Annotated in this window: 21 protein-coding genes; 10 read left to right on the forward strand and 11 right to left on the reverse strand. The window is 65.3% G+C overall.

Annotated elements, in window-relative coordinates:
- Positions 1 to 42: 42 nt before the first annotated feature.
- Entirely contained in the window at positions 43 to 561 is a 519-nt protein-coding gene (locus AC1DJT_RS06865; RefSeq protein ID WP_441490289.1) for a hypothetical protein, read from the reverse strand.
- A 135-nt stretch (positions 562 to 696) separates the two neighbouring features.
- Between AC1DJT_RS06865 and AC1DJT_RS06870 the strand changes: the two genes are divergently transcribed.
- Positions 697 to 1686, forward strand: a complete 990-nt coding sequence (locus AC1DJT_RS06870; protein WP_441490290.1) for a radical SAM protein — start codon at positions 697 to 699, stop codon at positions 1684 to 1686.
- 15 nt (positions 1687 to 1701) lie between these two features.
- On the opposite strand, the gene AC1DJT_RS06875 is transcribed toward AC1DJT_RS06870, so the two are convergent.
- The 5 genes from AC1DJT_RS06875 to AC1DJT_RS06895 form a co-directional block, all read right to left on the reverse strand.
- Complete coding sequence (locus tag AC1DJT_RS06875; RefSeq protein WP_441507840.1) at positions 1702 to 2049, reverse strand: hypothetical protein; 348 nt, start codon at positions 2047 to 2049, stop codon at positions 1702 to 1704.
- A 16-nt stretch (positions 2050 to 2065) separates the two neighbouring features.
- The gene (locus AC1DJT_RS06880; protein WP_476833782.1) at positions 2066 to 3337 is read right to left on the reverse strand and encodes a hypothetical protein; all 1272 of its coding nucleotides are present in this window, start codon (positions 3335 to 3337) and stop codon (positions 2066 to 2068) included.
- A gap of 348 nt (positions 3338 to 3685) precedes the next feature.
- A complete protein-coding gene (locus AC1DJT_RS06885) occupies positions 3686 to 6103 on the reverse strand; it encodes a heavy metal translocating P-type ATPase (protein ID WP_476768636.1) in 2418 nt (805 codons plus the stop codon).
- A gap of 78 nt (positions 6104 to 6181) precedes the next feature.
- Positions 6182 to 6889 carry an HAD-IA family hydrolase gene (locus tag AC1DJT_RS06890; RefSeq protein WP_476833783.1) on the reverse strand — a complete coding sequence of 236 codons (708 nt, stop codon included), beginning with the start codon at positions 6887 to 6889 and terminating at the stop codon, positions 6182 to 6184.
- A gap of 82 nt (positions 6890 to 6971) precedes the next feature.
- Complete coding sequence (locus AC1DJT_RS06895) at positions 6972 to 7715, reverse strand: helix-turn-helix transcriptional regulator (RefSeq protein ID WP_441507836.1); 744 nt, start codon at positions 7713 to 7715, stop codon at positions 6972 to 6974.
- A 245-nt stretch (positions 7716 to 7960) separates the two neighbouring features.
- On the opposite strand from AC1DJT_RS06895, the gene AC1DJT_RS06900 reads away from it, so the two are divergent.
- Complete coding sequence (locus AC1DJT_RS06900) at positions 7961 to 8848, forward strand: LysR substrate-binding domain-containing protein (RefSeq protein ID WP_441507835.1); 888 nt, start codon at positions 7961 to 7963, stop codon at positions 8846 to 8848.
- Between the two features lie 206 nt (positions 8849 to 9054).
- Positions 9055 to 10290: an MFS transporter gene (locus tag AC1DJT_RS06905; protein WP_476833784.1), complete on the forward strand. Its 1236-nt coding sequence runs from the start codon at positions 9055 to 9057 to the stop codon at positions 10288 to 10290.
- Between the two features lie 106 nt (positions 10291 to 10396).
- On the opposite strand, the gene ggt is transcribed toward AC1DJT_RS06905, so the two are convergent.
- Genes ggt through AC1DJT_RS06920 form a run of 3 tightly spaced genes read right to left on the reverse strand, consistent with a single transcriptional unit; the run spans position 10397 to position 13998 of the window.
- Positions 10397 to 11989, reverse strand: coding sequence for a gamma-glutamyltransferase (gene ggt, locus AC1DJT_RS06910; protein WP_476833785.1), 1593 nt, complete (start codon positions 11987 to 11989; stop codon positions 10397 to 10399).
- A 21-nt stretch (positions 11990 to 12010) separates the two neighbouring features.
- A complete protein-coding gene (gene nagB, locus AC1DJT_RS06915) occupies positions 12011 to 12760 on the reverse strand; it encodes a glucosamine-6-phosphate deaminase (RefSeq protein WP_441507833.1) in 750 nt (249 codons plus the stop codon).
- Positions 12757 to 13998 (reverse strand): ROK family transcriptional regulator, encoded by a 1242-nt coding sequence (locus AC1DJT_RS06920; protein WP_441490498.1) that lies wholly within the window; start codon positions 13996 to 13998, stop codon positions 12757 to 12759. Before AC1DJT_RS06920 ends, nagB begins: the two co-directional genes overlap by 4 nt.
- Positions 13999 to 14197: 199 nt before the next feature.
- On the opposite strand from AC1DJT_RS06920, the gene AC1DJT_RS06925 reads away from it, so the two are divergent.
- From AC1DJT_RS06925 to AC1DJT_RS06940, 4 genes are read left to right on the forward strand one after another with little or no spacing between them, the layout of a single operon-like run.
- The gene (locus AC1DJT_RS06925) at positions 14198 to 15718 is read left to right on the forward strand and encodes an ABC transporter substrate-binding protein (protein WP_441507832.1); all 1521 of its coding nucleotides are present in this window, start codon (positions 14198 to 14200) and stop codon (positions 15716 to 15718) included.
- A 31-nt stretch (positions 15719 to 15749) separates the two neighbouring features.
- The gene (locus AC1DJT_RS06930) at positions 15750 to 16691 is read left to right on the forward strand and encodes an ABC transporter permease (protein WP_476833786.1); all 942 of its coding nucleotides are present in this window, start codon (positions 15750 to 15752) and stop codon (positions 16689 to 16691) included.
- Positions 16688 to 17554, forward strand: coding sequence for an ABC transporter permease (locus AC1DJT_RS06935; protein WP_476833787.1), 867 nt, complete (start codon positions 16688 to 16690; stop codon positions 17552 to 17554). The genes AC1DJT_RS06930 and AC1DJT_RS06935 overlap by 4 nt, the downstream gene beginning before the upstream one ends.
- Positions 17555 to 17567: 13 nt before the next feature.
- Positions 17568 to 18815: a Gfo/Idh/MocA family protein gene (locus tag AC1DJT_RS06940; RefSeq protein WP_476770111.1), complete on the forward strand. Its 1248-nt coding sequence runs from the start codon at positions 17568 to 17570 to the stop codon at positions 18813 to 18815.
- Positions 18816 to 18873: 58 nt separating this feature from the next.
- Here the strand turns inward: AC1DJT_RS06940 and AC1DJT_RS06945 are convergent, their stop codons facing one another.
- Complete coding sequence (locus AC1DJT_RS06945; protein ID WP_476833788.1) at positions 18874 to 20163, reverse strand: extracellular solute-binding protein; 1290 nt, start codon at positions 20161 to 20163, stop codon at positions 18874 to 18876.
- Positions 20164 to 20249: 86 nt separating this feature from the next.
- On the opposite strand from AC1DJT_RS06945, the gene AC1DJT_RS06950 reads away from it, so the two are divergent.
- On the forward strand, positions 20250 to 21116 hold the full coding sequence (locus AC1DJT_RS06950) for an MBL fold metallo-hydrolase (RefSeq protein WP_476833789.1): 867 nt from the start codon (positions 20250 to 20252) through the stop codon (positions 21114 to 21116).
- Between the two features lie 46 nt (positions 21117 to 21162).
- Here AC1DJT_RS06950 and AC1DJT_RS06955 read toward each other — a convergent pair whose 3' ends face one another.
- Positions 21163 to 22422, reverse strand: a complete 1260-nt coding sequence (locus AC1DJT_RS06955) for an ROK family protein (RefSeq protein ID WP_441507829.1) — start codon at positions 22420 to 22422, stop codon at positions 21163 to 21165.
- Between the two features lie 149 nt (positions 22423 to 22571).
- On the opposite strand from AC1DJT_RS06955, the gene AC1DJT_RS06960 reads away from it, so the two are divergent.
- Positions 22572 to 23468 carry a carbohydrate ABC transporter permease gene (locus AC1DJT_RS06960; RefSeq protein WP_476833790.1) on the forward strand — a complete coding sequence of 299 codons (897 nt, stop codon included), beginning with the start codon at positions 22572 to 22574 and terminating at the stop codon, positions 23466 to 23468.
- Positions 23465 to 24159: carbohydrate ABC transporter permease (locus tag AC1DJT_RS06965; RefSeq protein WP_476833791.1), on the forward strand; the 695-nt coding region annotated here is incomplete at its 3' end. The genes AC1DJT_RS06960 and AC1DJT_RS06965, both read left to right, overlap by 4 nt.

Consider the following 24159-nt stretch of genomic DNA (forward strand, 5'->3'; position numbering starts at 1 on the left):
TTCATGCCTGCCTCAAGAATATCGCGTCTTTTCTCCCGAACATCAGCCGAAGCCAGTCCCGGCGCACCACAGACGATCAAAACGGTCGTCATTTGCGCCCATCTTCGGCCTGGTCGCGACAAACGGCGCTCGACGCATTTCATGCAACCTATCGCAGGTCTGCATATTGCTGCACTGATCGATGCAAAGCGATTTGATGTCGTGCTTTATCATGAAGACTGGCACGGCCCATTCGACCCTGCACATTGCAACAAGTACGACCTCGTATTCCTCACGGGGCTTCAGCCCGACTTCGATCGACTGCGGCAACTCTCCTATCATTTCAGACGCAGTGGAGCGACGGTCGTTGCCGGCGGGAGCGTATGCACGCTTTTCCCGGAATTCGCTCAGCAGTTCTTCGATGTCGTCTGCGCCGGCGGCGTCGATTGCGTCAGAGATGTCGTTAACGATTATTTGGCCGGCTCGCTCCGACCAATCTACCGCTCTCCGATTGCACAAATCTCCGACTACACGGTCGATTATAGCCTTTTGCGCAAAAGCGGCATCAATCCGAGCACGCATCTTGCGGAGACCTCACGCGGATGCAGCTTCAAATGCAGCTTTTGCGTCATCCCCTCGGAAGTCGGGGCGCATGTTCGCCATGGGCTAGCCAGCTTCAAGGCGTCGCTCGAAAGCGCGCTGCAATCGAGCCCCCGCTTGAGCATGCGCAGCTGGTATCCGATGGTCATGCTGCTGGACAATAATTTCTCGGATGACCGGGCCCATATGCTGGCCATCTGCGAGTTCCTGCGCGACCATCCCAAGGTGCGGGGCTGGGGCGCGCTGGTCACCCAGAACGTCGTCCAGGACCGCGCGCTCATCGAGACCTTCGCCGCCTCCAAATGCGTCGGGCTGTTCGTCGGGATTGAATCGCTCGATGCGAGCTTTCTGCGCCGCTACAACAAGACCCAGAACCTCAGCCGGCGCCAGAATGTCATCGATGACGTCGCCTTCGCCGAGGGGCACGGCATTGCCGTCGGTTACGGCTATCTCTTCGACCCTCGCTACCAGACGGCTGCGGAGATGCAGCAGGCCATGGAAGCCATCGCCGACAACCCGCTGATGCCGATGCCGACCTATCTCAGCGTCGTTGCTCCTCTCGCCGGAACCCAGCTCTTCTGGGAGGATCTGGAGAGCGGGCGCCTGGCTCCCAATCTTCGCTTCCGGGACCTGGACGGCGAGACGATCTGCTACGCGCAGCTTGCCGAACCGGCTCAGCCGATCGTCGCCTTTCTCGAACGGATCTTCCGGCGTCCCTGGACCGTGGTCGGGCGCATGCGCATCCTGCTCAAGACCTTGCGGAGGCTCCGCCACAGCCGTTCGTTCAACCCGATGCGATGGTACATCATCGCCTCGGCGAGCTTTCATTGCTTTACCTGGTCAAAGTCCTCGCCGGCGCGACCGCGCACCTATCTGGCTGGGAGCGATACGCTCGACCCGCAATATGGCGAACATCCGGACGATCTGTCGCCGGAGGATCGCGTCCGCTATTTCGAGCCGATCGCGCTCACCGATGGCGACGGCAAGCCGAGCCTCTGGCTCATTCCCTATGCCGAAGCCCGCCGGAAACCCAAGGCGACGGCACGACCTCTGCCGGTTTCGCCTCCCCTGGACACCGGCATCGTCGCCATGCGGCCGGAGAAATAGCGCAGCATTCCAGGCTCACTTGCCTTTCGGCTTTGGGCTGGCCCTGCCCCTCGGGGCTGGAGAGCGCGGTCGTGGAACCTTGGGCGAACCTTCCTCTTCCGTAGGCCCGCCATCCTTCGGCATYGTACCGAGCTTCTGGCTGGCGCTCTTGGGCGCATCGACATAGGCCCTGCCGATGAGTCCCTGCAATTCAGGCAGACTGTATTTGGCGATGTGCGCGAGCGTCGCCGTCCGGAGCTTGGTGCTGTCTCCGGCAGCCTCCGCCTGGGCAGCCTGGAGACCGTCCAGAAACCTGTTGAGCTCGTCCCGGGAGGCACGCAAAGGAGGCGGCGGGGACTTTGGCTTGCGTGTTTTCACGGCCATGACGCACCTCGCCAAGCTACTGCATGATGTTGAGGATCTGCGCGCGGATCTGCGGGCTCAGCATCAGATCCATATGCTCGAGACTGTCCCGGTCAATGTCTCCGGTCACGGTGCGCACATTGGCCGCGGGGGTCGAGACCAGACGCGCGGACCAGGCCGGGATCACGCCATCTCCCGGGCAACAGGAGTGATCGACAATGGGTGACGGATCGGAGTTCGGGTCGAAGGCGGGGTCGATCCAGTCCCATGTCTGCTCAAGGATCGTCTCGTCGACGGTTCTTCCACTGCGCTGCTGGACGCCGCGGATATTGTAGAACTTGCTCTTCGTGGCCGCCCCGAGCGGCAGCGCCACATTCTCATAGACCGTGTTGCCCCGGCCCAGGGCGGCATGGCTGAAGCCCCAGTTCACGGGGTAGCGCACCTGGGTTCCGTTCTTCCCGGGGTTGTAAGGATCGGCGATCGCGCCGGTATCGCGGTCCCTGACCGGATATCGCGACAGCGGATAGTTCTGATCGGCAGCCAACGCCGCCTGGTCACGCTGGAAGGTCGCCTGGTCCAGGTAGAGAAGCGTGTATGGCCCCGGCAACGACGAGATCAACTGGGTCAGATTGCGCGGGTCGTAGGACCATGAGAGCCTGTCCAGGTCGGGGTCGCCCTTGAAATAGCGGTTCAGTTGCCCGGCATAGCCGTAGAAGGGCGACCCGACGCTGATCGCCCGCCTGACCGCTGCGACATGCGAGCCGCCCTGGTTCAGGACCAGCTTGACGACCATGCCGCCGAAGCTGTGCCCKATCAGCGTCACATCGGCGAAGGGATCGGTGCCGCATTCCTCGCGGACCCGTTGACGGAACTTCGGCACGAAGCTCTTCAGGAAGAAGCGCGCCACGAGCTCGGGATCGCGCCGCCAGTCCCAGCCAAAGACGAACCAATCGAATTTCCTGGCTGTGCACCAGCTCAGGAAATCGTCGTAGGGGGTAAGCACCGGAGGAAACCGGACGCAGCCATCGGCGATCACGAAATGCCGGCCCGCATCGTCATCGCCCTTCATCTTGAGCAGCAGCGCGCCCCCGGTCAGGATGGGGCAATCCAGCCAGATCAGATTGTAGAAATAGGGCGTATTGCCCTGGGTCGTGGTCGCCCATTTGATGCTGGATCCCATGCCTCCCGGGAACAGGATGACCGTCTTGCGCCGCGCCGGTCTGTGCTGCCTGTAGCGCGCGATGAACTGCGAAATCTGCTCGTCGAGTTGCGCGAGCTGCTGCTTGTCACGATCAGCGACGTAGCTCATTTCGCCTCCGGTCGAGAACGCTCTCACATTCTGCGGGTAAGGCAGGCTTGCTCATCCAAGCGACAGGCCGGCAGGGATGGGGCAACAACGACGCGACCATCCCAAACCGCAATGACAGCATCTCTCAAACGACTGACGCAGGCAATGCTGTAGTGACGCTACGAGATGCTTCCCTCAGATCTGCGTCAGGAACTCAAATCCGAACCAAGACGAAGAATGGGCGCACCGTCCGGGCGCATTCCGGCCCGAGGACATGTCTGACCGTGTTCCTGCGCCCTCTCGGCGCTCGCCACCGGCAAGCCGCCAGCGAGCCGGAGCGGGGATACGGCCGCGGCCGGCTCGCATCGGTCACAACTTCACCGCCCGCAGCCGCGCGGCATTGGCGATCACGCTGACCGAGGACAACGCCATCGCGGCCGCTGCGATGATCGGCGACAACAGCAAGCCGAAGATCGGATAGAGCACGCCTGCCGCCACCGGCACCCCGAACGCGTTGTAGACGAAGGCGAAGAACAGGTTCTGTCGGATATTGCGCATCGTGGCCTCAGACAGACGCCGGGCACGCACGATCCCGGTCATGTCGCCCTGGAGCAATGTGACGCCGGCACTCTCGATGGCGACATCGGTCCCGGAGCCCATCGCGATGCCGACATCGGCTGCAGCCAGAGCCGGCGCGTCATTGACGCCGTCGCCCGCCATCGCGACCACGCGCCCCTCCCGCTTGAGCTTCGCCACGACCGCGCTCTTGTCCTCTGGGAGAACCTCGGCCTCGACCTCGGTGATGCCGAGCCTGCGGGCCACGGCTTGCGCCGTGGTACGGTTGTCGCCGGTGAGCATGACGACGCGTATCCCCTCGGACCGCAGCGCCGACAGAGCCTCCGGCGTCGAAGCCTTGACCGGGTCGGCAATGGCGATCACGCCAGCGGGCTTGCCGTCCACGCCCATGAAAATCGCCGTCGCACCGTCCCTGCGCAGGTCGTCCGCGATCTGGACGAGGCCCGACACATCGACGCCGTGCTCGGCCAGGAAGCGATCATTGCCGAGCACGATCCGCTGGCCCTCGACCGTTCCCAACGCTCCCTTGCCGGTCGGGGAATCGAAGTCCGTCACGGCCGCCGTCGTAACGCCCTTGGCTTCGGCAGATGCAACGATCGCAACCGCCAGGGGATGCTCGCTCGGCCGCTCCACGCTGGCGGCAAGGCGCAGAATGTCGGCCTCGGAAAATCCCGAAGCCGGCCGGATCGCGGTGACCGCCGGCCGCCCCTCGGTGAGCGTGCCGGTCTTGTCGACGACAAGCGTGTCGATCTTCTCCATCTGCTCAAGCGCCTCGGCATTCTTGATCAGCACGCCGGCCCGGGCCCCTCGCCCGACACCGACCATGATCGACATCGGCGTCGCAAGGCCGAGCGCACAGGGGCAGGCGATGATCAGGACCGAGACCGCAGCCACCAGCCCGAAGGCAAGGCGCGGCTCCGGCCCCCAGATGGCCCAGGCGGCAAAGGCGAGCAGGGCAATGGCGATGACGGCCGGCACGAAATAGCCAGAGACCTGGTCGGCCAGGCGCTGGATCGGCGCGCGGCTGCGCTGGGCTTCCGAGACCAGCAACACGATCCGCGACAGCATGGCGTCGCGCCCGATCTTCTGCGCTTCGATGACGAGGCCGCCGGACTGGTTCATCGTGCCGCCGATCACGGCGTCGCCGACAGTCTTGGTCACGGGCATGGATTCGCCAGTGACCATGGATTCGTCGACAGCGCTGCGGCCATCGACCACTGCGCCGTCCACGGGCACTTTCTCGCCAGGGCGAACCCGCAGACGATCCCCCAATTGCACCGTATCGAGCTGGATCTCCTCCTCGGAGCCGTCGGCATTCAGACGCCGGGCCGTCTTGGGAGCAAGATCGAGAAGGGCGCGAATGGCGCCGCCCGTGCTTTCCCGCGCGCGCAGCTCGAGCACCTGCCCGAGCAAGACCAGCACCGTGATGACAGCCGCGGCCTCGAAATAAACTGCGACCGAGCCGTCATGCCCGCGGAAGGCCGGCGGGAAGATCCCGGGCATCAACGTCGCCACGACGCTGTAGACCCAGGCAACGCCCGTTCCCATCGCAATCAGCGTGAACATGTTGAGGTTGCGGCTGACCAGCGAATGCCAGCCGCGCTCGAAGAACGGCCAGCCAGCCCACAGCACCACCGGCGTCGCCAGGGCGAGCTGGATCCAGTTGGAGAGGTGACGCGGAATCAGGTGGTCAAGGTCGAGCAGATGCCCACCCATTTCCAGGATCGCGACCGGGAGGGCGAGAACGAGGCCGATCCAGAAGCGCCGGCTCATGTCGACCAGCTCGGCATTGGGCTGTGCTTCAGCAGTCATCAGAACCGGTTCGAGCGCCATGCCGCAGATCGGGCAGGAACCCGGCCCGATCTGCCTGATCTCGGGATGCATCGGGCAGGTGTAGGTCGCCCCCTCCGGCGCGGTATCGGTTGCCGCGGCTAGCTCTGGATCGACGTAACGAGCCGGGTCAGCCTCGAATTTCGACTGGCAGCCAGAGGAGCAGAAATAATAGGGCCGCCCTCCGTGCTGCGCGCGGTGTGTCGTCTCGTGGGGATCGACCGCCATCCCGCAGACCGGATCCTTGACCTGCCCCTCATTCGTCTTCCCGGCATCCTGGTGCCCGACATGGGCACCATGTCCGTGGTTACCATGGTGGGCGGCATGGCCCACATGGGCCTCGTGACCACCGTGAGACGTCTCCTTCGGGGCATTCGCCATGATATTCCTTTGCACAATCCGGCCGCGATAGCGGCGGCATCGTGCAACCTTCCATTGTGGGAAGGTCAAGCCTGCCCCTCACCGCTCCGCAGCATGCGCCTCGCAGAATTCAGCCAAGCTCCGGAAGGTCCAGGCTGGGCGCGGCATATCCTTCGRTGGCAGCGTTGCGCCTCCGCCCCCCTTGTCGTGACGGCGGTCGATCCAGGCACTGCTGATCCCCATTGCGCTGGCCGGCACGTGGTCGTGGAACAGGCTTTGCGCCACGTGGAGGATCTTGCCCTTGTCCTCGCCGACATGGGCCAGCATGTACTCGAAATTGGCGAGCGATGGCTTGTAGGAGCCGATATCCTGCGCGGTGAACCGGAGGTCGAACTCCGTGCCGAGCAAGGCCGCACTGCGGCCAAGGCTCGCGCGGTCGACATTGGAGAGCACGACAAGGCGATAGTGCCTGGCCAGATATTGCAGAGCCTCGCGACTATCGGGGAAGGCCGGCCAGTTCCCGACCGAAGCACCGAATTCCCGGGCCGCCAGCTGATCAGGCGGCGTGCCGAAATGCCTGGCGAGGTCGCCATGCACGCGCTCCAGAATCTCGGGATAAAGCAGCCGCGGCTGTTCAGCCTCCCACTGGCTTTCGAGCCGGGCAAACTCGGCGAGCAGGTCTTCGTCACGGACGACAATCCCCCTGGCGTTCAGCCAAGGCTGCAATTGCGCCAGCAGACCGGACTCCCAGTCGATCAGGGTGCCGTAAACATCGAAGGTCAGGGTGGTGAAATCACGCAGCTTCATGGGCCGTCTCCATCATCTCTCTGGTGACGGTCATAGACCGGCGGCGATTCCCGCTCTTGTCCCGATTTCCAAACCTTTGGGCTCAATCTCCACGTCGCAATGCCGCGGGAGTGGTCGAGCGCCGACGACGCAGGCTTCGCGTCAGCGCACTTTGATCGCTGAACCCGACTGCAAGCGCGATCTCGGCAAGCGGACGCCGGGTTTCACGGATCAGTTGTTCGGCTTCCCGCAGGCGCAGATCGGCGAGATAGCGCCCCGGCGACATACCGATCCAACGCTGGAACAGCGCATGCAAGCCACTGACCGACACGCCGGCGGCGACTGCCAGCTGCTGGACGGTCAGCGTCGCATCATAGCCATGACCGAGCAGCGAGACCGCACGCTCCAGCGCTGGCGGCCAATGCAGCCGATCGCCGGACCGTTCCGCCACCGCCTCGAGCAACATGCCGCCGAGCCGATCAAGCAGGTCCGATCGGCGCGCAGGCGCCGCCGCATCATGGGCGATGTAATGCGCGAGATGCCGCAATCCGGCGTCGAGGGGGTGAAATGGCTGCCCCTCCGCCTGGTGGACGAGGCGATCCGGCAGGCCAAAGAAGCCCGCTCCGGTCGGAACATCGAGCACGACGAAATGGCCATGATGCGGGGTCGTGAAACGGTGGCGCGCCTGCGAGGCGACGATCACGAAGCTGCTGTCATCGACGATGCCATCCTGCCCCGCGATGCGCATCTGCATGGTGCCATCGACGGGCACGACAATCTGATGCCAGTCGTGCGCGTGCTCCGTTTCATGTGGCGGATAGGATCGTAGCGACAGGATCGGGCGCATCCGCAGCCTCCCCATTCGAAGTTCTGTGCCCGAAGTTCGACACCCCGGGGAAGCGCCGGCATGAGCACGGCAAAATGGGCAGAGAAGGGCCGCTTCGCAAGCATCATTCGACGGAAAACCGAAGCAAATGAGCCAGTCCTGGGGCGCTATTCCCTGGCTCGCCTGCGATGAGTTCATGGACCTTGCGGCGGCAATCGCTCATACCAGAGCCGAAAGTCCACAGCGGTGGATGATGAAATCGCCCCATGCTCAACCTCAACGACCTTCATCTCTTCGTCCAGGCCGTCGACAGCGGCGGCTTCGCGTCGGCGTCACGCCGCCTCGGCATGCCCAAATCGACGATCAGCAAGCGCGTCGCCGTGCTTGAAGCCAGTCTCGCCACACGGTTGATTCACCGGACATCGCGCAGCTTCACGCTGACTGAACTCGGGCGGGACTTCTACGAGCACGCGCGCGCCTCGCTGATCGAGGCGGAAGCCGCCGAGAGCATCGTCCGCCGGCGCCAGGCCGAGCCCAGCGGCACCGTGCGGGTCACGACATCGGTCCCGACAGCGCAGCTCTACCTGGCGGAACGCCTACCGGCGCTTGTGGCAGCCTATCCGAAGCTGACGGTGCAGCTTCATGCCACCGATCGCTTCGTCGACCTGGCCCAGGAGGGATTTGACATCGCGGTGCGCAGCCATTTCGCGCCACTGCCGGATTCGGGGCTCGTGCAGTTGCAGGTCGCCACGGTGACCATCATACTGGTGGCGTCTCCGGGCTATCTCAGCCAGCGGAGCGCTCCTGCCGTGCCAGGCGATCTCAGTGTGCATGACGGGCTCCTGGTCTCCCCCTCCGCCAAGATCTGGCGACTGCACGACAGCGCAGGCCAGGAGGTGCTCGCCGCGCCCTTCGGGCGCTTCATCGCCGACGAAACGCAGATATTGCTCGGAGCTGCCAAGGCCGGGCTTGGGATCGCATGCCTGCCGGAGGTCGCCTGCCGAAGGGCCATCGATGCCGGCGAAATCATGCGCGTCCTGCCGGACTGGACAGCCGGCACGGTCACGACCTCGATCCTGACGACACATCGGCGCGGGCAGCTCCCCGGCGTCCGCGCGGTCGTCTCGTTTCTGGCAAAGGGGCTGCGCGCTTAGCGTCGGGCGAGCCGACAAGGGAATAATCCCGCCCTCGGAAACAGTTTTCCTAAGCGAAGCATCGGTCACGATGCTATTCATCTCCGGCGCTCACCCCGAATCAGCCCGCCTGACGAAAATAGTTCGATGAGGATCCTMGCCCCGGCCGCCAGGTCTTCGCTGCCCCAGCTCCGCKACGAGCGGCTCGCCGACGGGTGGACAGGCCGGTGACGGAGAAAAGCCAGACCGGCTCTGTCGCAGCCCTCGGTGCGATCGTCACCGGTGCCCTGATCCTGCAGATCGCAAGCACGATCATTCACACGGTCGTACCCCTGCGCCTGGCGGTCGAAAAGCAGCCTCCTCTCCTCATCGGCATCGTCGGTTCCGCCTATTCGCTCGGCTTCCTGCTCGGCTGTTTCGCTATCCCCTCGCTGATCCGGCGGATCGGCCATATCCGTGGCTTTGCGGTCTTTGCCGCGGTGCAATCGGTGCTTGCGCTGAGCTTTCCGGCCATGCCGGTGGAATGGTGGGGCGTCTCGCGCTTCATCATGGGCGTGGCCGCAGCCGGGCACGGCATCTGCATCGAAAGCTGGATCAGCGGACAGGCGCCTTCGAGCCATCGCGGCCGGATTTTCGGCGCCTACCAGATCCTCAATCGCCTCGCACTGRTCGGCTCGCAGATCGGGATCGGCTATGTCGCCATCGAATCCCACGACATCTTCCTGATCGCGAGCGCCGCTTTTTCGCTGGCGCTCATCCCGGTCGGGCTGACGCGCACGAGAGCCCCGGAATCGCACGAGCTCGTCTCGGTCAAGCTGAAGACGCTCTGGCTCCAGGCCCCGGCTGCCGTCGTCGGTTGTCTTTACGTCGGATTGATGGGCGGGGTGCTGACCAATGTCGCCCCGGCCTATGGCATCCTCATCGGTCTCGACCAGCAATCGGCCATCCTGCTGACCGCCTCGATCCAGATCGGCGCGCTGATCCTGCAATGGCCGATCGGCCTGATGGCCGACCGGATCGACAGCCGCATCATCATGCTGGGCGCGGCAACGATCGTGACGCTCGCTGCCGCAGCGCTCGGCGCCGTGCTCTTCGCCAATGCTCCGCACGCCAAGCTCTGGTCCTACACCCTCTTCGCGCTGATCGGGGGCTGCAGCGTTGCGCTCTACACCGTCGCGGTCACGCATGCCTATCTCAGGCTGGGGCAGGATCAGGCGGTCGGCCTTTCGGCCGGGCTGCTCTTCCTCTGGGGAACGGGCGCAGCCATCGGCCCGATCGTCGCCACCGGGTTCATGCAAGTGTTCGGGCCGCAGGCGTTGCTGGCCTATATCGGCCTGCTATCGGCCGGCCTCGTCGGCTATCTCGCTGTGCGGCTGTTGAAAAAGCCGCCGGCGGCAAGCCTCGGCTCCGAGCGCAGCACACGGCCACCGTCCATGCCGGATATCGGGCCGAGACCGCGATAGGCAGCTCTTACAAAGCGATAGACAGCTCTCGCAAAGCGGCCCGCCTGTGCCAGGCGGGCCCTGTTCATATCATACGCCGAGCGGGCTCGGTGTGCCGGCGCCAGGCTCAGTAGCCGAGCGCCATGCCGTCCTTGCGCTGATCGGAGCCGCCGAGCAGGACGCCCCGCGCCTCGTCGATCCAGATGGCCTGGCAGCCGCCGGTCGGCTCGGGCAGCACCGAGACATCATGGCCGCGCGCGGCGAGATCGGCGCGGATCTCGGGGCCGATCGTCGACTCGACCGTGAGCTTGCCCTCGGCGACGAAGCTGCGCGGGCGGTCGGCCGCCTGCTGCGGGTCGTCGCCACGATCGAGCATCGAAGACAGGACATGCGCGTGGCCGGTCGCCTGATACTGGCCGCCCATCACGCCATAGGTCATCTGGGTGCGGCCATCCTTGGTCAGCAGCGCCGGGATGATGGTGTGGAGCGGGCGCTTGCGCGGCGCGATCGCGTTGGGATGGCCCTCGATCAACCGGAAGCCGGCGCCACGGTTCTGCAGCATCACACCGGATTCAGGCGCATAGATGCCGCTGCCGAAGGCCCAGAACAACGAATTGATGAAGGAGACGGCGTTACGATCGCGATCGACCACGGTGAGATAGACCGTGTCGCGATGCACCGGCATGTCGTCGTCGACGGCGGGCTGCGCCCGCTTCATGTCGATCCGGTCGCGCAGGCGGCCGATGAAGGCATCCGACAGAACCTGCTGCACATCGACAGGCGCAAAGGCCGGATCGGCAACGAGCAGGTCGCGCTGGTGATAGGCAGCCTTCGTCGCCTCCGCCAGCAGATGGATACGATCGGCCTCGCTGACGCGCCCCTCGGCGAGATCGAAACCCTCGAGGATGCGGGCGATGATCAGTGCCGTCAGCCCCTGGCCGTTCGGCGGGCACTCGTGCAGGCGATAGCCACGATATTCGGCTGAAATCGGCTCGACATAGTCGGAGGTCTGGCMGACGAAGTCATCCGCGACATGCAGAGCGCCGTTGCGATTGAGGACGGAAACGATCTCGTCCGCCACTGGCCCGCGATAGAAGGCGTCGCGTCCGTGCTGGCCGAGCCGGCGCAGCGTCCGCCCGAGCGCGGGATGGGTCATGCGATCGCCGACGCGGGGGGCTTCGCCGCCCGGCAAATAGACAGCGGCCGCACCTTCATATTTACGCAGGCGATTGGCGTAGATCGCCCAGTCATGGGCGACGCGCGGGGTCACCAGGAAGCCGTCCTCCGCCGCCTTGATGGCGGGCTGCAGCACTTCCTCCAGGCTGAGGCGGCCATGGTCGGCCGAGAGCCGGCACCAGGCATCGGCCGCGCCTGGAACCGTCACGGCATGGGGTGAGTTATCGGCAATCGAGGTCATGCCCTGCTCGCGGAACCAAGCCAGCGTCGCCGCCGCGGGTGCACGCCCGGAGCCATTGAGCGCGATCGGCGCCTTGCCGGGCTGAGCGTAGATCGCGAAACAGTCACCGCCGATGCCGGTCATATGGGGGTCGATGACGCCCTGCATCGCCACGGCGGCGATCGCCGCATCGATCGCATTACCGCCCGCCTTCAGGATGCCAAGCGCCGCCAATGTGGCCGCGGGGTGGGAGGTCGCCGCCATCCCGTTCTCTGCCACCGCCAGCGAACGCCCCGGTCTGGTGAAATCCCGCGTCCCGAACATGGTCGTCTCTTCCCTTTGTCGTCAGCTCAAACCGGCTGCTGCTGCGCGGTCGCATATCATGATCGCGGCGCGATGTGTCCTGAGGATCGACGCAGGGCAGGCAGGATCGAGGGGCCCCTTGACCGCGCGGGCCACCGCCGCCGCCTTCCCCGCTCCGGTAGCGATCAGGATGATCCGGCCCGCCTCCAGAATCGTCCCGATCCCCATGGTGATGCCGAATTCCGGCACCGTTTCGCTTCCGTCGAAGGGCCCCTGGTTCGCTTCCTGAGTCGAGGCCGCGAGCGCGACCTGGCGCGTACGCGAGGTAAAATCCGAACCGGGTTCGTTGAAGGCGATATGGCCGTTGGAGCCGATGCCCAGCAGCTGCAGGTCGATGCCGCCGGCCGCCGCGATAGCGGCTTCATAGGCTGCCGCCTCACGAGCGAGATCGAACGCATTGCCGTCTGGCATGAAGGTGCGGGAGCGATCGGCATCGACCTTGTCGAACAGCGTCTCATTCATGAAACGCGGGAACGAGGCCGGGTGCTGCGGCGGCACGCCGACATAATCGTCGAGATTGAAGCTTGTGCTCGCGGCAAAGGAGACCCGCCCGGCGCGATAGGCCGCAACCAACTCGCCGTAGACCGGGCGCATCGTCTCGCCTGTCGCCAGGCCAAGCACGGTCGAAGGCCGCGACAAGAGTTCCGCCACGATCCTGTTCGCGACATCCGCGGCAACGGTAGCGGCATCGTCGAGCACGACGAGGCCGGGGGCAGTGACATGGGCGTTCATGCTGTCTCGGTCGCCTTCCCGACGGGGAGAGCGAAGTCGCTCTGGAGGCTGGTCAGGCCGAACAGGCTGTCATGGATTCGTGACAGCGCCGTGCCGACGGCTCCGACAAGCGTCGCGCGGCTGCCAAGCGCGCTCGGCTCGATCCGCAGGGCTCCCCCGAGATGCCGGGCTACGAGCGTACGCAGTCGCGAGATCAGTTCTTCGCGCACGCCAATGCTGCCGCCGAGCACAATCAGTTCAGGGTCGACCACGGCGCGGATCGCCATCATGCCCTGGACCATGACGCGCGCCGTCTCGTCGAGTGTCGCGATGGCGGCCTCTTCGCCCTGGGCGAGCTGCGCGAAGACACCGCGCACATCCTGCGCCATGCGACCGCCAAAGCCGCGGTAACGCTGAAGGATGGCTACGCTGCCGATCGCGGTCTCAAAGGGGCCATGGAACTGGCCGCGCGAGTCGAAAGGATCGCCGCCAACCGGCAGAAAGGCGATTTCGCCAGCAGCCCCGCTGGCGCCGCGGGCAAGTCGCCCATCCAGAACAAGGCCCATGCCGATGCCGGTGCCCATCGCGATGAAGGCGAAGTTGCGGACGTCCTTGCAGCAGCCCTGCCATTGCTCGCCCATCGCTGCGAGATTGACGTCATTCTCGATCACCACGGCACAGCCGAGACGGCGCTCGAGCTCGTCCGCCACCCGGATGCGGTCGAAGCCGGGGATGTTGGGCGCGATCTCGATCTTGCCCGAGCGTGGATCGACGACGCCCGGACTGCCCATGGCGGCGCAGCGCAGGCCGCCCGGAGCGAGGCCGGCCTTGCGCGCCAGCCGCTCAGCCAGCGCGCCGATCTGTTCTACCACCGCAAGGCCGCCGCGCGAATCCGTCGGCTCCATCTCTTCCGCGACGATCGTACCGACCACATTGGCAAGCGCGGCGTGGATCTTGGTGCCCCCGAGATCCACGCCGAGCACGAAAGCGGCGTCCTGCTGGATCTCGTAGGTCACGGCACTTCGTCCCACCGCGCCCTGCGTCTGCCCACGCACACGCAGCCAGCCGCTATCCTCCAGCGCGCGCACGACCTCGGAGGTCGTCTGCTTCGACAGGCCGGTGATGCGGGCCAGCTCGGCACGTGAAATCGGGCCGCGATGCAGCACGGCCTCAATCACCGAGCGCACCGACATCTGGCGCGCAACCGGCGTGGAGTAAGCCTCTGCGCGAGGCGGTTCATCCGTCAATTCGTCAACCATGCGAACTAATAACGGATCGTTCTTGCCAATTGTCAATCTCGCACATGCAAGATGCGACTAAATCCTCTTGCCGAGCGGCATTGTTCGTCAGGTGTCTTTACAAACTCGAGAGCACGTGCATGCATTCCCGTCAGCATCACGCTCAAGACGGCGCCGCCTCGGCGGCAGCTGGTGACGAGACGGCTCGGGAGGCTGGATCATGCGAAATTCTAGACCATTGGTTTTTGCCGCTGCGCTCGCAGCCAGTCTGGCAGGCGCTGCAGTTGCCGCTTCAGCCCAGGGCACCAATCTGCGGGTCGGCATCCAGGACGACCCCGATGCGCTCGACCCGGCGACGAGCGGGACCTATGCCGGCCGCTTCGTCTTCGCGGCCATGTGCGACAAGCTCGTCGATATTGCGCCTGACCTGACGATCGCACCGCAACTCGCCCAGAGCTGGGAATGGGCGCCGGATCAGAAGGCGATCACCTTCAAGCTCCGCCCAGGCGTGAAGTTCCACGACGGCACCAGCTTCGATGCGGAGGCCGTGAAGTTCAACATCGAGCGCATGCTGACGATGAAGGACTCTCGCCGGAAGGCCGAGCTTTCAGCGGTGGCTGGCGTCGAGGTCGTGGCCCCCGATCAGGTGCGCCTGACGCTCAAGGAGCCTTTCGCCCCCCTGCTCTCCGTGCTCAGCGACCGCGCCGGCATGATGGTCTCGCCTGCGGCCGGTGCGAAGGACGACTTCGCCAACGCGCCTGTCTGTGCGGGACCCTACAAGTTCGTCGAGCGCAAGGCGCGCGACCTGATCAAGCTGACGAAGTTCGCAGATTACTGGGACGCCGCCAATTACGGCTATGACAGCGTGGCCTATTATTACGTGCCGGATTCAACCGTTCGCCTGTCGCGCGTTCGGGCCGGCGATCTCGATCTCGTCGAGCGCGTCGCACCGACCGATCTCAAGACCGTGCGTGACGACAAGAGCCTCAAGCTGCACGGCGCGCCCGGTCTCGCCGTCTCGCATCTGATGGTCAATCTCGGCAATGGCGAGAAGGCCAACGGCCCCCTGGCGAAGGATGCCCGGCTGCGCAAGGCCTTCGAGCTCTCGCTCGATCGSGCCATCATCAACCGCGTTGCCTTCAACGGTGAATACACCGCCGACAACCAGATGATCCCGCCCTCGGACCCGTTCCATTCGAAGGCGCATCCGGTTCCGGCCCGTGACGTCGCCGCGGCCAAGGCCCTGATGGCGCAGGCCGGAGTGACCAGCGTGCCGGTCGAGATCACCTTCGAGAACGCCCTCACGGATGCGCGCGTCGCACAGATCGTGCAATCCATGGCCAAGGAGGCGGGCTTCGACGTCAAGCTTCTGCCGCTCGAAACGGCGAGTGCGATCCAGCGCTATCTCGCGGGCAATTTCGAGGTCTATATCGGCAACTGGAGCGGGCGCGGCGATCCGGATCCGACCCTCTACGCCTTCTTCTCCTGCGCCGGCGGGCAGAATTTCAACAAATACTGCAACCGCGATCTCGAAACCGTCCTGAACAACGCCCGTGCCGAGGGTGACGCCGGCAAGCGCAAGGCGCTCTATGAGAAGGCCACCGGCCTTTATCTCGCCGACCTGCCCAGCATCCCGCTTTATCATCCGAACTGGTTCTTCGCGGCGCGCGCCAATGTCGGCGGCCTCAGCGTGTATCCCGACGGGTTGCTGCGGCTGAAGGGCGTCAAGCCGGCGCCGTGAGGCACGTGCCGGCGGCCGAGAGGGGCGCGGAATGATCAACTTCCTGGCGGGGCGTCTGGCCGTCGCGGTGCCGACGCTGCTGCTGGTCTCGATCCTGGTATTCGGGCTGCAGAAACTGTTGCCCGGCGACCCCGCGCTCGCACTCGCCGGCGAGGATCGCAGCCCCGAGATCATCGCGTACCTCCGCGCCAAGTACCAGTTCGACCAGCCCCTGCCGGTGCAATACTGGAGCTGGCTGAGCGCCTTCGTGCAGGGCGATTTCGGTCTCTCGATCCGAACCCGACTGCCGATCGGCACGATGATCGCAGAGAAACTGCCGGTCACGATCGAACTCGCGACGCTCTCGATGCTGATCGCGGTCGCGATCGGAATCCCGGCCGGAATCATCGCCGCCCTGTGGCGCGGTTCGGTGCTCGACCACGCCGTCAGCCTGTTCGGCCTCGCCGGCCTCTCGATCCCGAGCTTCTGGCTCGGGATCATGCTGATCCTGCTGTTCTCGGTCTCGCTCGGCTGGCTGCCGTCAGGCGGCTACGTCCCCTTCTTCGAAAGTCCGCTCGGCAACCTGAAGACCATGGCCATGCCGAGCCTCGTGCTCGGCGCCGCCTCCGKCGCCATCATCATGCGCCATACCCGCAGCTCGATGTTGACCGTGCTGAAGCAGGATTTCGTCCGCACGGCGCGCGCCAAAGGCCTCAGCGAACATGTCGTCGTGGTCCGCCATGCGCTGCGCAACGGACTGATCCCGGTCGTCACCCTTGGCACGCTGCAATTCGGGCAGCTCCTCTCCGGCGCCGTGCTGACGGAACAGGTCTTCGGTATTCCCGGCTTCGGCAAGATGATCGTCGACGGCGTCTTCAGCCGCGACTACGCCGTGGTCCAGGCCGTGGTGATGTGTGCGGCCGGTTTCTTCCTGCTGATGAGCCTTCTCGCCGACATCGCCTATGCGGCGCTCAATCCGAAGCTGCGCGGATGAGCCAGGTCGAGATCATTGGGCCCTCTGTCCCGGTGCGGACCCGTACGGGGTGGGAGCKCCTGCTGCGCGAGCCTTCGGCGCTGATCGGCGGTGGCATCGTGCTCGTCTTCGCGCTGATGGCCGTCTTCGCCCCCTGGGTCGCCCCCTACGATCCCAATGCCTCGGACTGGTCGACGATCCGGCTCGGCCCGACACTCGCCCACCCCTTCGGCACCGACGATCTGGGCCGGGACGTCCTGTCGCGCATCATCTTCGGCGCGAGGGCCTCGCTCGCGGCCGGCTTCCTCTCGGTGGCGATCGCACTGGTCTTCGGCGTGCCCTTCGGCCTGATCGCCGGATATTTCGGCGGTGTCGTCGACATCGTGATCTCGCGCCTGACCGACGCGCTGCTCGCCTGTCCGTTCCTGGTTCTGGCGATCGCGCTTGCCGCCTTCCTCGGCCCAAGCCTGCAGAACGCCATGATCGCCATCGGCATCTCGGCGATGCCGATCTTCGTGCGGCTCGCGCGCGGGCAGACCCTGATCGTGCGGGAAGAAGACTATGTCAGCGCGGTGGTCTCGCTCGGCGCGTCGCATCGCAAGGTCATCATCTCGCATATCCTGCCCAACATCATGCCGCCGCTCGTCGTGCAGGCAACGCTGACCACGGCGATCGCTGTGCTGGCGGAGGCGAGCCTCGCCTTTCTCGGCCTTGGCCAGGCGCCCCCCGACCCATCCTGGGGCAGMATGCTCGACGCCGCGCGGCAATTCCTGGTGGAGGCCCCCTGGATGGCGATCTGGCCCGGGCTCGCGATCGTCGTCGTCGTGATCGGCTTCAACCTGCTTGGCGATGCGCTCAATGACGTTCTCAACCCGCGCGACTGATCACGAGGTGGCCATGCCCGATCACTCCCTGCTTCCCACCCTGCGGATCGGCTTCGTCGGCTCCGGCTTCATCGCGCATTTCCATCTGACGGCGCTGATGGGAGTCCGCAATGTCGCGGTCACCGGGGTCTACTCGCCGCGCGCGGAACGCCGCGCGGCCCTCGCGGCGCGGGCGAACGAACTCGATCTTGGCCCCTGCAAGGCGTTCGCCAGCCTCGAGGCCATGCTGACCTCCGGCGAGATCGACGCGATCTGGCTGCTGAGCCCGAACCACACGCGCGTCGAGACGATGCGCGAGATCCACGCGGCGGTAACGTCCGGCCGGTCCCGCCTGCGCGCCATCGCCTGCGAGAAGCCTCTGGGCCGGACACTGCGCGAGGCGCGCGAGATGCTGAGGCTGGCCGAGGATGCCAGGCTGCTGCACGGCTATCTCGAGAACCAGCTGTTCTCGACGGCGGTGCAGCGCGGGCGCGAGATCATCTGGCGTCGCGCCGTGCCCGGCGCCGGTCGGCCCTATATCGCGCGCGCCGCCGAAGAACATAGCGGCCCGCACGAACCCTGGTTCTGGCAGGGCGAGAAGCAGGGCGGCGGCGTGCTCTCGGACATGATGTGCCACAGCGTCGAGGTCGCCCGCCATCTGCTGACCGCGCCGGGCGAGCCCCGCGATGCGCTGACCCTGGTCTCCGCCAATGCCACCGTCGCGACGCTGAAATGGAACCGGCCGGCCTATGTCAAGCAGCTCAAGGCTGGGATGGGCCCTGAGGTCGACTATGCYAAGCGGCCGTCGGAGGATTTTGCACGCGGGCTGATCACGCTGCGGGACCCCGACGGCAACGAGCTGATGATCGAGGCGACGACGTCATGGGCCTATGTCGGCCCCGGCCTCAGGATCACGCTCGAACTGCTCGGGCCGGAATATGCGATGGAGTTCAGCTCGCTGAACACGGGACTGAAGATCTTCTTCTCGCGCGCGGTCAGCGGCGCAAGCGGCGAGGACCTGGTCGAGAAGCAGAATGCCGAGCACGGCCTGATGCCCGTGCTGGAGGACGAAGCCGGCGTCTATGGCTACACGCTGGAGAACCGGCATTTCGTCGAGGCGTTCCGGCGCGGCACCATGCCGGAGGAGACCTTTGCCGACGGCGTCGCCGTCGTGCACATGCTGATGGCGCTCTATCGCTCGGCGGAACTCGGCCGGACCGTGAACTTCGCCGATGAGGATCTGGACGAGTACGTCCCCGTCGTCGCGCGGCCGGCGACCTGAGATCAGCGCTGCCGCCCGGGAGAACCGGGCGGCAGCACATTTGGACCAAAGCCTTGGATCAGGCCTTGTAGTAGTCGTCGATCAGCTTCTRCTCGGCAGCGGCAGCCTCCTTCAGGGCCGCGAGCGGATCCTGGTTCTGCAGCAGCACCCGGTCGAGCATGTCCTGGAAGATCTGGCCCTGAGCCTCTTCCGCCACGAAATCGGTGGCATGGGCGTATTTGAGGCCAGCCAGCATCGGGCCGGAAAGCGGATCGGCCAGGTTCTTGGCGCTCAGTGCGACCTCGGGCTTGGCCGGCAGCTCGCCGGTCTTCTCGAACCAGAGCTGCATCGCGTCATTGGTGGTGATGAAGGCGAGGAACTTGAGCGCTGCATCGCGCTTGGCTCCGGTCGCGCTCGACGCCAGGCCATTGACCCAATAGGAGGCGTAGTTGCTGGCAATGCCGTTATGGGTCGGCATTTCCGAGACGCCCCAGTCGAAGCCACGCGCGCTCTTGAAGGTGCCGAGGCGGAACGAACCGTCGACATGCTGCGCCGCCTTGCCGGCCTTGAAGGCCGCCTGGCTCTCGGAGAGGAAGCCCGCCGCAGCGACCTTATGCTTGCGCTGCAGATCGGTATACCAGCCGAAGGAGGCGGCCCCCGCGTCGTTGGCATAGGTCACGGTGCGGCCATCGTCCGAGTAGGGCTTGCCGCCGAACTGGCGCAGCAGGATCTCGCGCCACCAATGGTAGTCCTGCGACGGGATGCCGATGGTCGCGCCGGCCGTGGTGATGTTGCCACGCGAGTCGCGCTCGGTGACGGCCAGCGCGTTCTTCAGCATGTCGTCAAGCGTCACCGGCGGCTTGCCACCAGATGCGCCCGGCTTGCTCAGCAGCGTCTTGTTGTAGAACAGGCCGAGGCTGCGGACGGCGGTCGGAAGCGCCCAGTATCCCTCGTTCGTCCGCATCATCCGGACGAACTCGAAATAGTTCTTGTCGATATCGGCGACGTTGAAATGCTCGGCCGGCAGCGGCTGGATCAGCTTCGACTTGGCGTATTCGCGCATCCAGCCGAAGAAGAGCTGCAGGACATCGGGTCCCTCGCCCGCCGGCACGGCAGCCGCCGTCTTGGTCCGGTACTGGGCGTAGGGGAAGTGCGTGTRCTTGACCTTGATGCCCGGATTGGCAGCCTCGAACTGCTGGATGAGCGCATCCATCGCCTCGACGCGTTCCTTGAAGAAGTACTGCCAGTACTMGATCTGCACGGTCTGGGCACGCAGCACACTCGGCGCCGCCACGGTCAGGCCGGCGGCCGCGGCCCCGGTCGCGAAGCTGCGCCGGCTGAGGCGGAAGCCCTGGTTGTCTGTCGTCATGGTCTACTCTCCCTTGTTGTCCCTGGTGAAGGATGGCAGGCGTGGAACAGGCGGGCGCCGGCCCGCATCTGTGGCTGGAGACTGAAATGCGGCGACTGGACCTCGATGGCGCAACGCTGTTTGCGCTGACCGATGCCGCGCCAGCGCCGGCTGCTTCGCGCTATGCGTTTCCCGAAGCCGATTTCGCGGCGCATCCTGAATTGACGGCGCGCTGGTTCCCCGGCGGGATGTTCCACACGCGCTTCGGCGTCTTCGCGCTGCTCTGCCGCGATGGCCGCATCCTCATGGTCGATGCCGGCCTCGGCCCCGGCCCCAGTCCCTATTTCGACGGGCTCGGCGGCCGGCTGCCAGAGGAGTTCAAGGCCGCTGGGCTCGATCCGAACGCAGTCTCGCTCGTGGTCTTCAGCCATTTCCATCTCGACCATGTCGGCTGGRCACTCGACGAGACCGGCGCTCTCCGCTTCAGCCAGGCGCGCTATCTCGCGCCGGCAGCCGAGATCGCGCACTGGCAGGCTCAGGGCGAGGAAGCCGCCCTGCCGCACCATGTCGCGGCCTTCCGGCGCAGCATCGCGCCCATCGTCGAGAGCCGTCGGCTCGAGGCCGCAGAGGCTGGACTGCCGATCTTCGACAGCGGCAAAATCACCGCCTCGCTCCTGCCGGCTCCCGGACATACCGCCGGCCATCATGCGATCCTGATAGAAGGTGCGGGCCGCCCCGTCCTGATCGCCGGAGACAGCTGGCACAACCCGGCCCAGATCGCGGTTCCCGAGTGGTGCCATCGTGCCGATCGCGACCAGGATCAGGCGCGGCAGAGCCGCCGCGCCGTGGCGGAACATGCAGCCAGAACCGGGGCGATCGTTGCCGCCGGGCATTTCATCGAGTCCGAGGCCTTCGGCCAGATCGTACAGGACGCCGCGACGGGCGCCCTCGCCTACCAACCGCTCCACCAATAGGCTGGCCGGTTCGATCTCGATTGCGGGACAAGCCGGCACCATGGCCTCAGCTCCCCGCCGCCAGATCCCGCCTGCCATTGGCCGGACGGGTTTTTCCTAGCTCCGATGCTCTCGCCGCACGCGCCGGTTTCGGCAGTTTTGCCGCACGCGGATGCGGCGTCAGGCCACTGAACAACGGCAAGGTCGCGCCGCCGAGAGCCGGCGAATTGCGGCCAGCGCGCCCGGTCAGCAAGCGCGGCTGCTGTCGGCCCTTGCGCTGGCTGACGGAGGCCGGCAGCGGCGCGATGGCCTGCATCAGCGCAGCCAGGACCCGCTCCGGCACCTGCCCACCAATCACGATAGTCTCGGGATCGAGCAGGTTCTCGATGTTGGCGATGGCGATGCGCAAATGGCGCGCGGCCTCGGCGATCCAGCATGCGACGATCGCCTCGTGACCGTCGAAGAGACGCTCAACGGCACAGTTGTCCGCATCCCCGACGCCGGCCTCACCCAGCATCCGACGCAACGCATGCAGCGAAGCACGCGCCTCCAGCGTCACAAGCCCACCCCGATCAGGCTCGTGGCCGACGATCATGCGGCCAATCTCGCCGGCATTGCCGAAGGCGCCGGTCACCGGTTGTCCCTCGACGAAGAGGCCGCCACCGATGCCTTCGGCAAGGTAGAGATAGACGAAGCTGCGCAGATCGCGCGCAACTCCATGCAGATGCTCGCCGATTGCCGCAGCCGTCGCGTCGTTGCCGACGATGACGGGCAGGTTCAGCCCCGCAGAGAAGGCTTCGCGAAACGGAAGCCGCGACCAGGCCGCCATGGCTAGCGGGTCCTGCTCGCTCTCCGCGACATCACCGAACGGGCCCGGCAATGCGATGCCGACGCCCCAGAGCCGGGCGCGCGCAATGCGGCCTTGCTCGACCAACTCGGCAACCAGCGAAATCAGGCTCGGGAGGGCGAGATCGGGGCGCCCCGTATCGCAATCGATGCTGCGCTCGGCCCGGACATGGGCGCCGAGATCGACGAGGATACCGGTCATGCGGCCAGGCTCGACCTGCACACCGACGGCAAAGCCGCCATCGAGCGCCAGCGCGAGATCGATTGGCGGCTGGCCGCGCGCCGAAGCGCGGCGGCCGACGATGCTCACCAGTCCTTCGCGACACAGCTCGTCAGTCACGGTCGAGACGGTCTGGGCCGAGAGCCCGGTCGCCGCGGCGATCTCCGCGCGCGAGGCTGCACCGGAACGCCTCAACGCCTCGATCACCACGCGGCGATGATGGCCGCGGCGATCGAACGGGGCGAGACCGGATACGCTCATGAGCGGCGCGAACCTTCCGATTGAAATGCAGAGCCTGTGGGCCTGGCGCGAAGCAGGGCTTGCATCATGTCGCCGGCTTCGTATTAAATCAACGGACTTGATTTAATCGGACGACACACAGCGGGGACGCCGGAACGGGGATGCGACGAATGCGGGGCTACGCGGGATTGACGATCGAGACGAAGCAGGCACTCACGGCCTGGGCGTTCCTTGCCGTGCCGATCGCATTCTTCGCGGTGATCCGATTCTATCCGGCACTGGAATCGTTCGGCATCGCCTTCATGCAGTGGAACCTGCTCTCGAAACCGGTCTTCATCGGGCTCGACAATTTCCGGAAGATGATGGGCGATCCGGTGTTCTGGCTCGCCTTCAAGAACACGTTCATCTACCTCATGGTCGGCACGCCGCTCAGCCTGCTCCTGTCCTTCGTCATCGCCTATTATCTCGATCAGGTCCGCTTCGCGCATGGCCTGATCCGGGCCTGCTATTTCATCCCGCACCTGACGACGACAGTCGCGATGGCCTGGGTCTGGCGCTGGTTCTACCAGCCGCCACCGATCGGGCTGCTCAACAACATGCTGAACGCGGTCGGGCTCGATGCGCAGCCCTTCCTGCGCTCGACGACGCAGGCGCTCTATGCAGTGCTGACGCCGGCGATCTGGGCCGGGCTCGGCTTCCAGATCGTGCTGTTCATGGCGGGCTTGCGTGCCATTCCGTCGAGCTATTACGAGGCGGCGCGGATCGACGGCGCGGGCAAATGGATGATCCTGCGCCAGATCAMCCTGCCCCTGCTCAAGCCCACCATCGTCTTCCTGGTGGTGATCTCGTCGATCGGCTTCCTGCGCATCTTCGACACGGTCTACAACATGACCGACAACGGCGCCGGCGGACCTCTGAACAGCACCAAGCCTCTGGTGCTCTACATCTATGAGACCGCCTTCCGTTCATATCAGATGGGCTATGCGGCGGCGCAGACATTGGTGCTGTTCGTGATCCTTCTGACGGTCAGCCTCCTCCAACTCTGGCTGATGCGGGAGAAATCATGAGCACGGCAACCTCCGCCGCGTCCCCGATGCCGAACTGGCGGCTGCAACTCGCCGCTCGTCCCGGCCAGGTGCTCGCCTGGACGCTCCTCGCCATGGGCGCCATCGCGATGATGATGCCGCTGCTCTACATGGTCGCAACCTCGCTGAAGCTCTCCAACGAGGTCTATGAACTCAACATCATCMCGCGCGAACCGACCTTCGAGAACTACGTTTATATCTTCAAGAACACGCGCTTCGGCCTGTGGTTCGTCAACTCGCTGGTGACGAGCCTCCTCGTCACCCTGTCCGTGCTCTTCTTCGATTCGCTGATCGGCTACACGCTCGCCAAGTTCAAGTTCCGCGGCCGCGAGGTGGTGTTCATCGCCATCCTGACGACGCTGATGATCCCGACCGAGATGCTGGTAGTGCCCTGGTATCTGATGGCCAAGAATTTCGGCTGGCTGAACAGCTATTGGGGCATCATGTTTCCCGGACTGATGACCGGCTTCGGCGTCTTCCTGATGCGGCAGTTCTTCGCCGGCGTGCCCGACGACTACATCCATGCCGCGCGTATCGATGGGCTCGGCGAATTCGCGATCTGGTGGAAGGTGGCTTTGCCGCTGGTGACGCCGGCGCTGTCGGCCCTGGCGATCTTCACCTTCCTCGGCAATTGGACCGCCTTCCTCTGGCCGCTGATCGCCACAAATGACCG

This window comes from Allobosea sp. 05T422_2 (assembly GCF_056396265.1).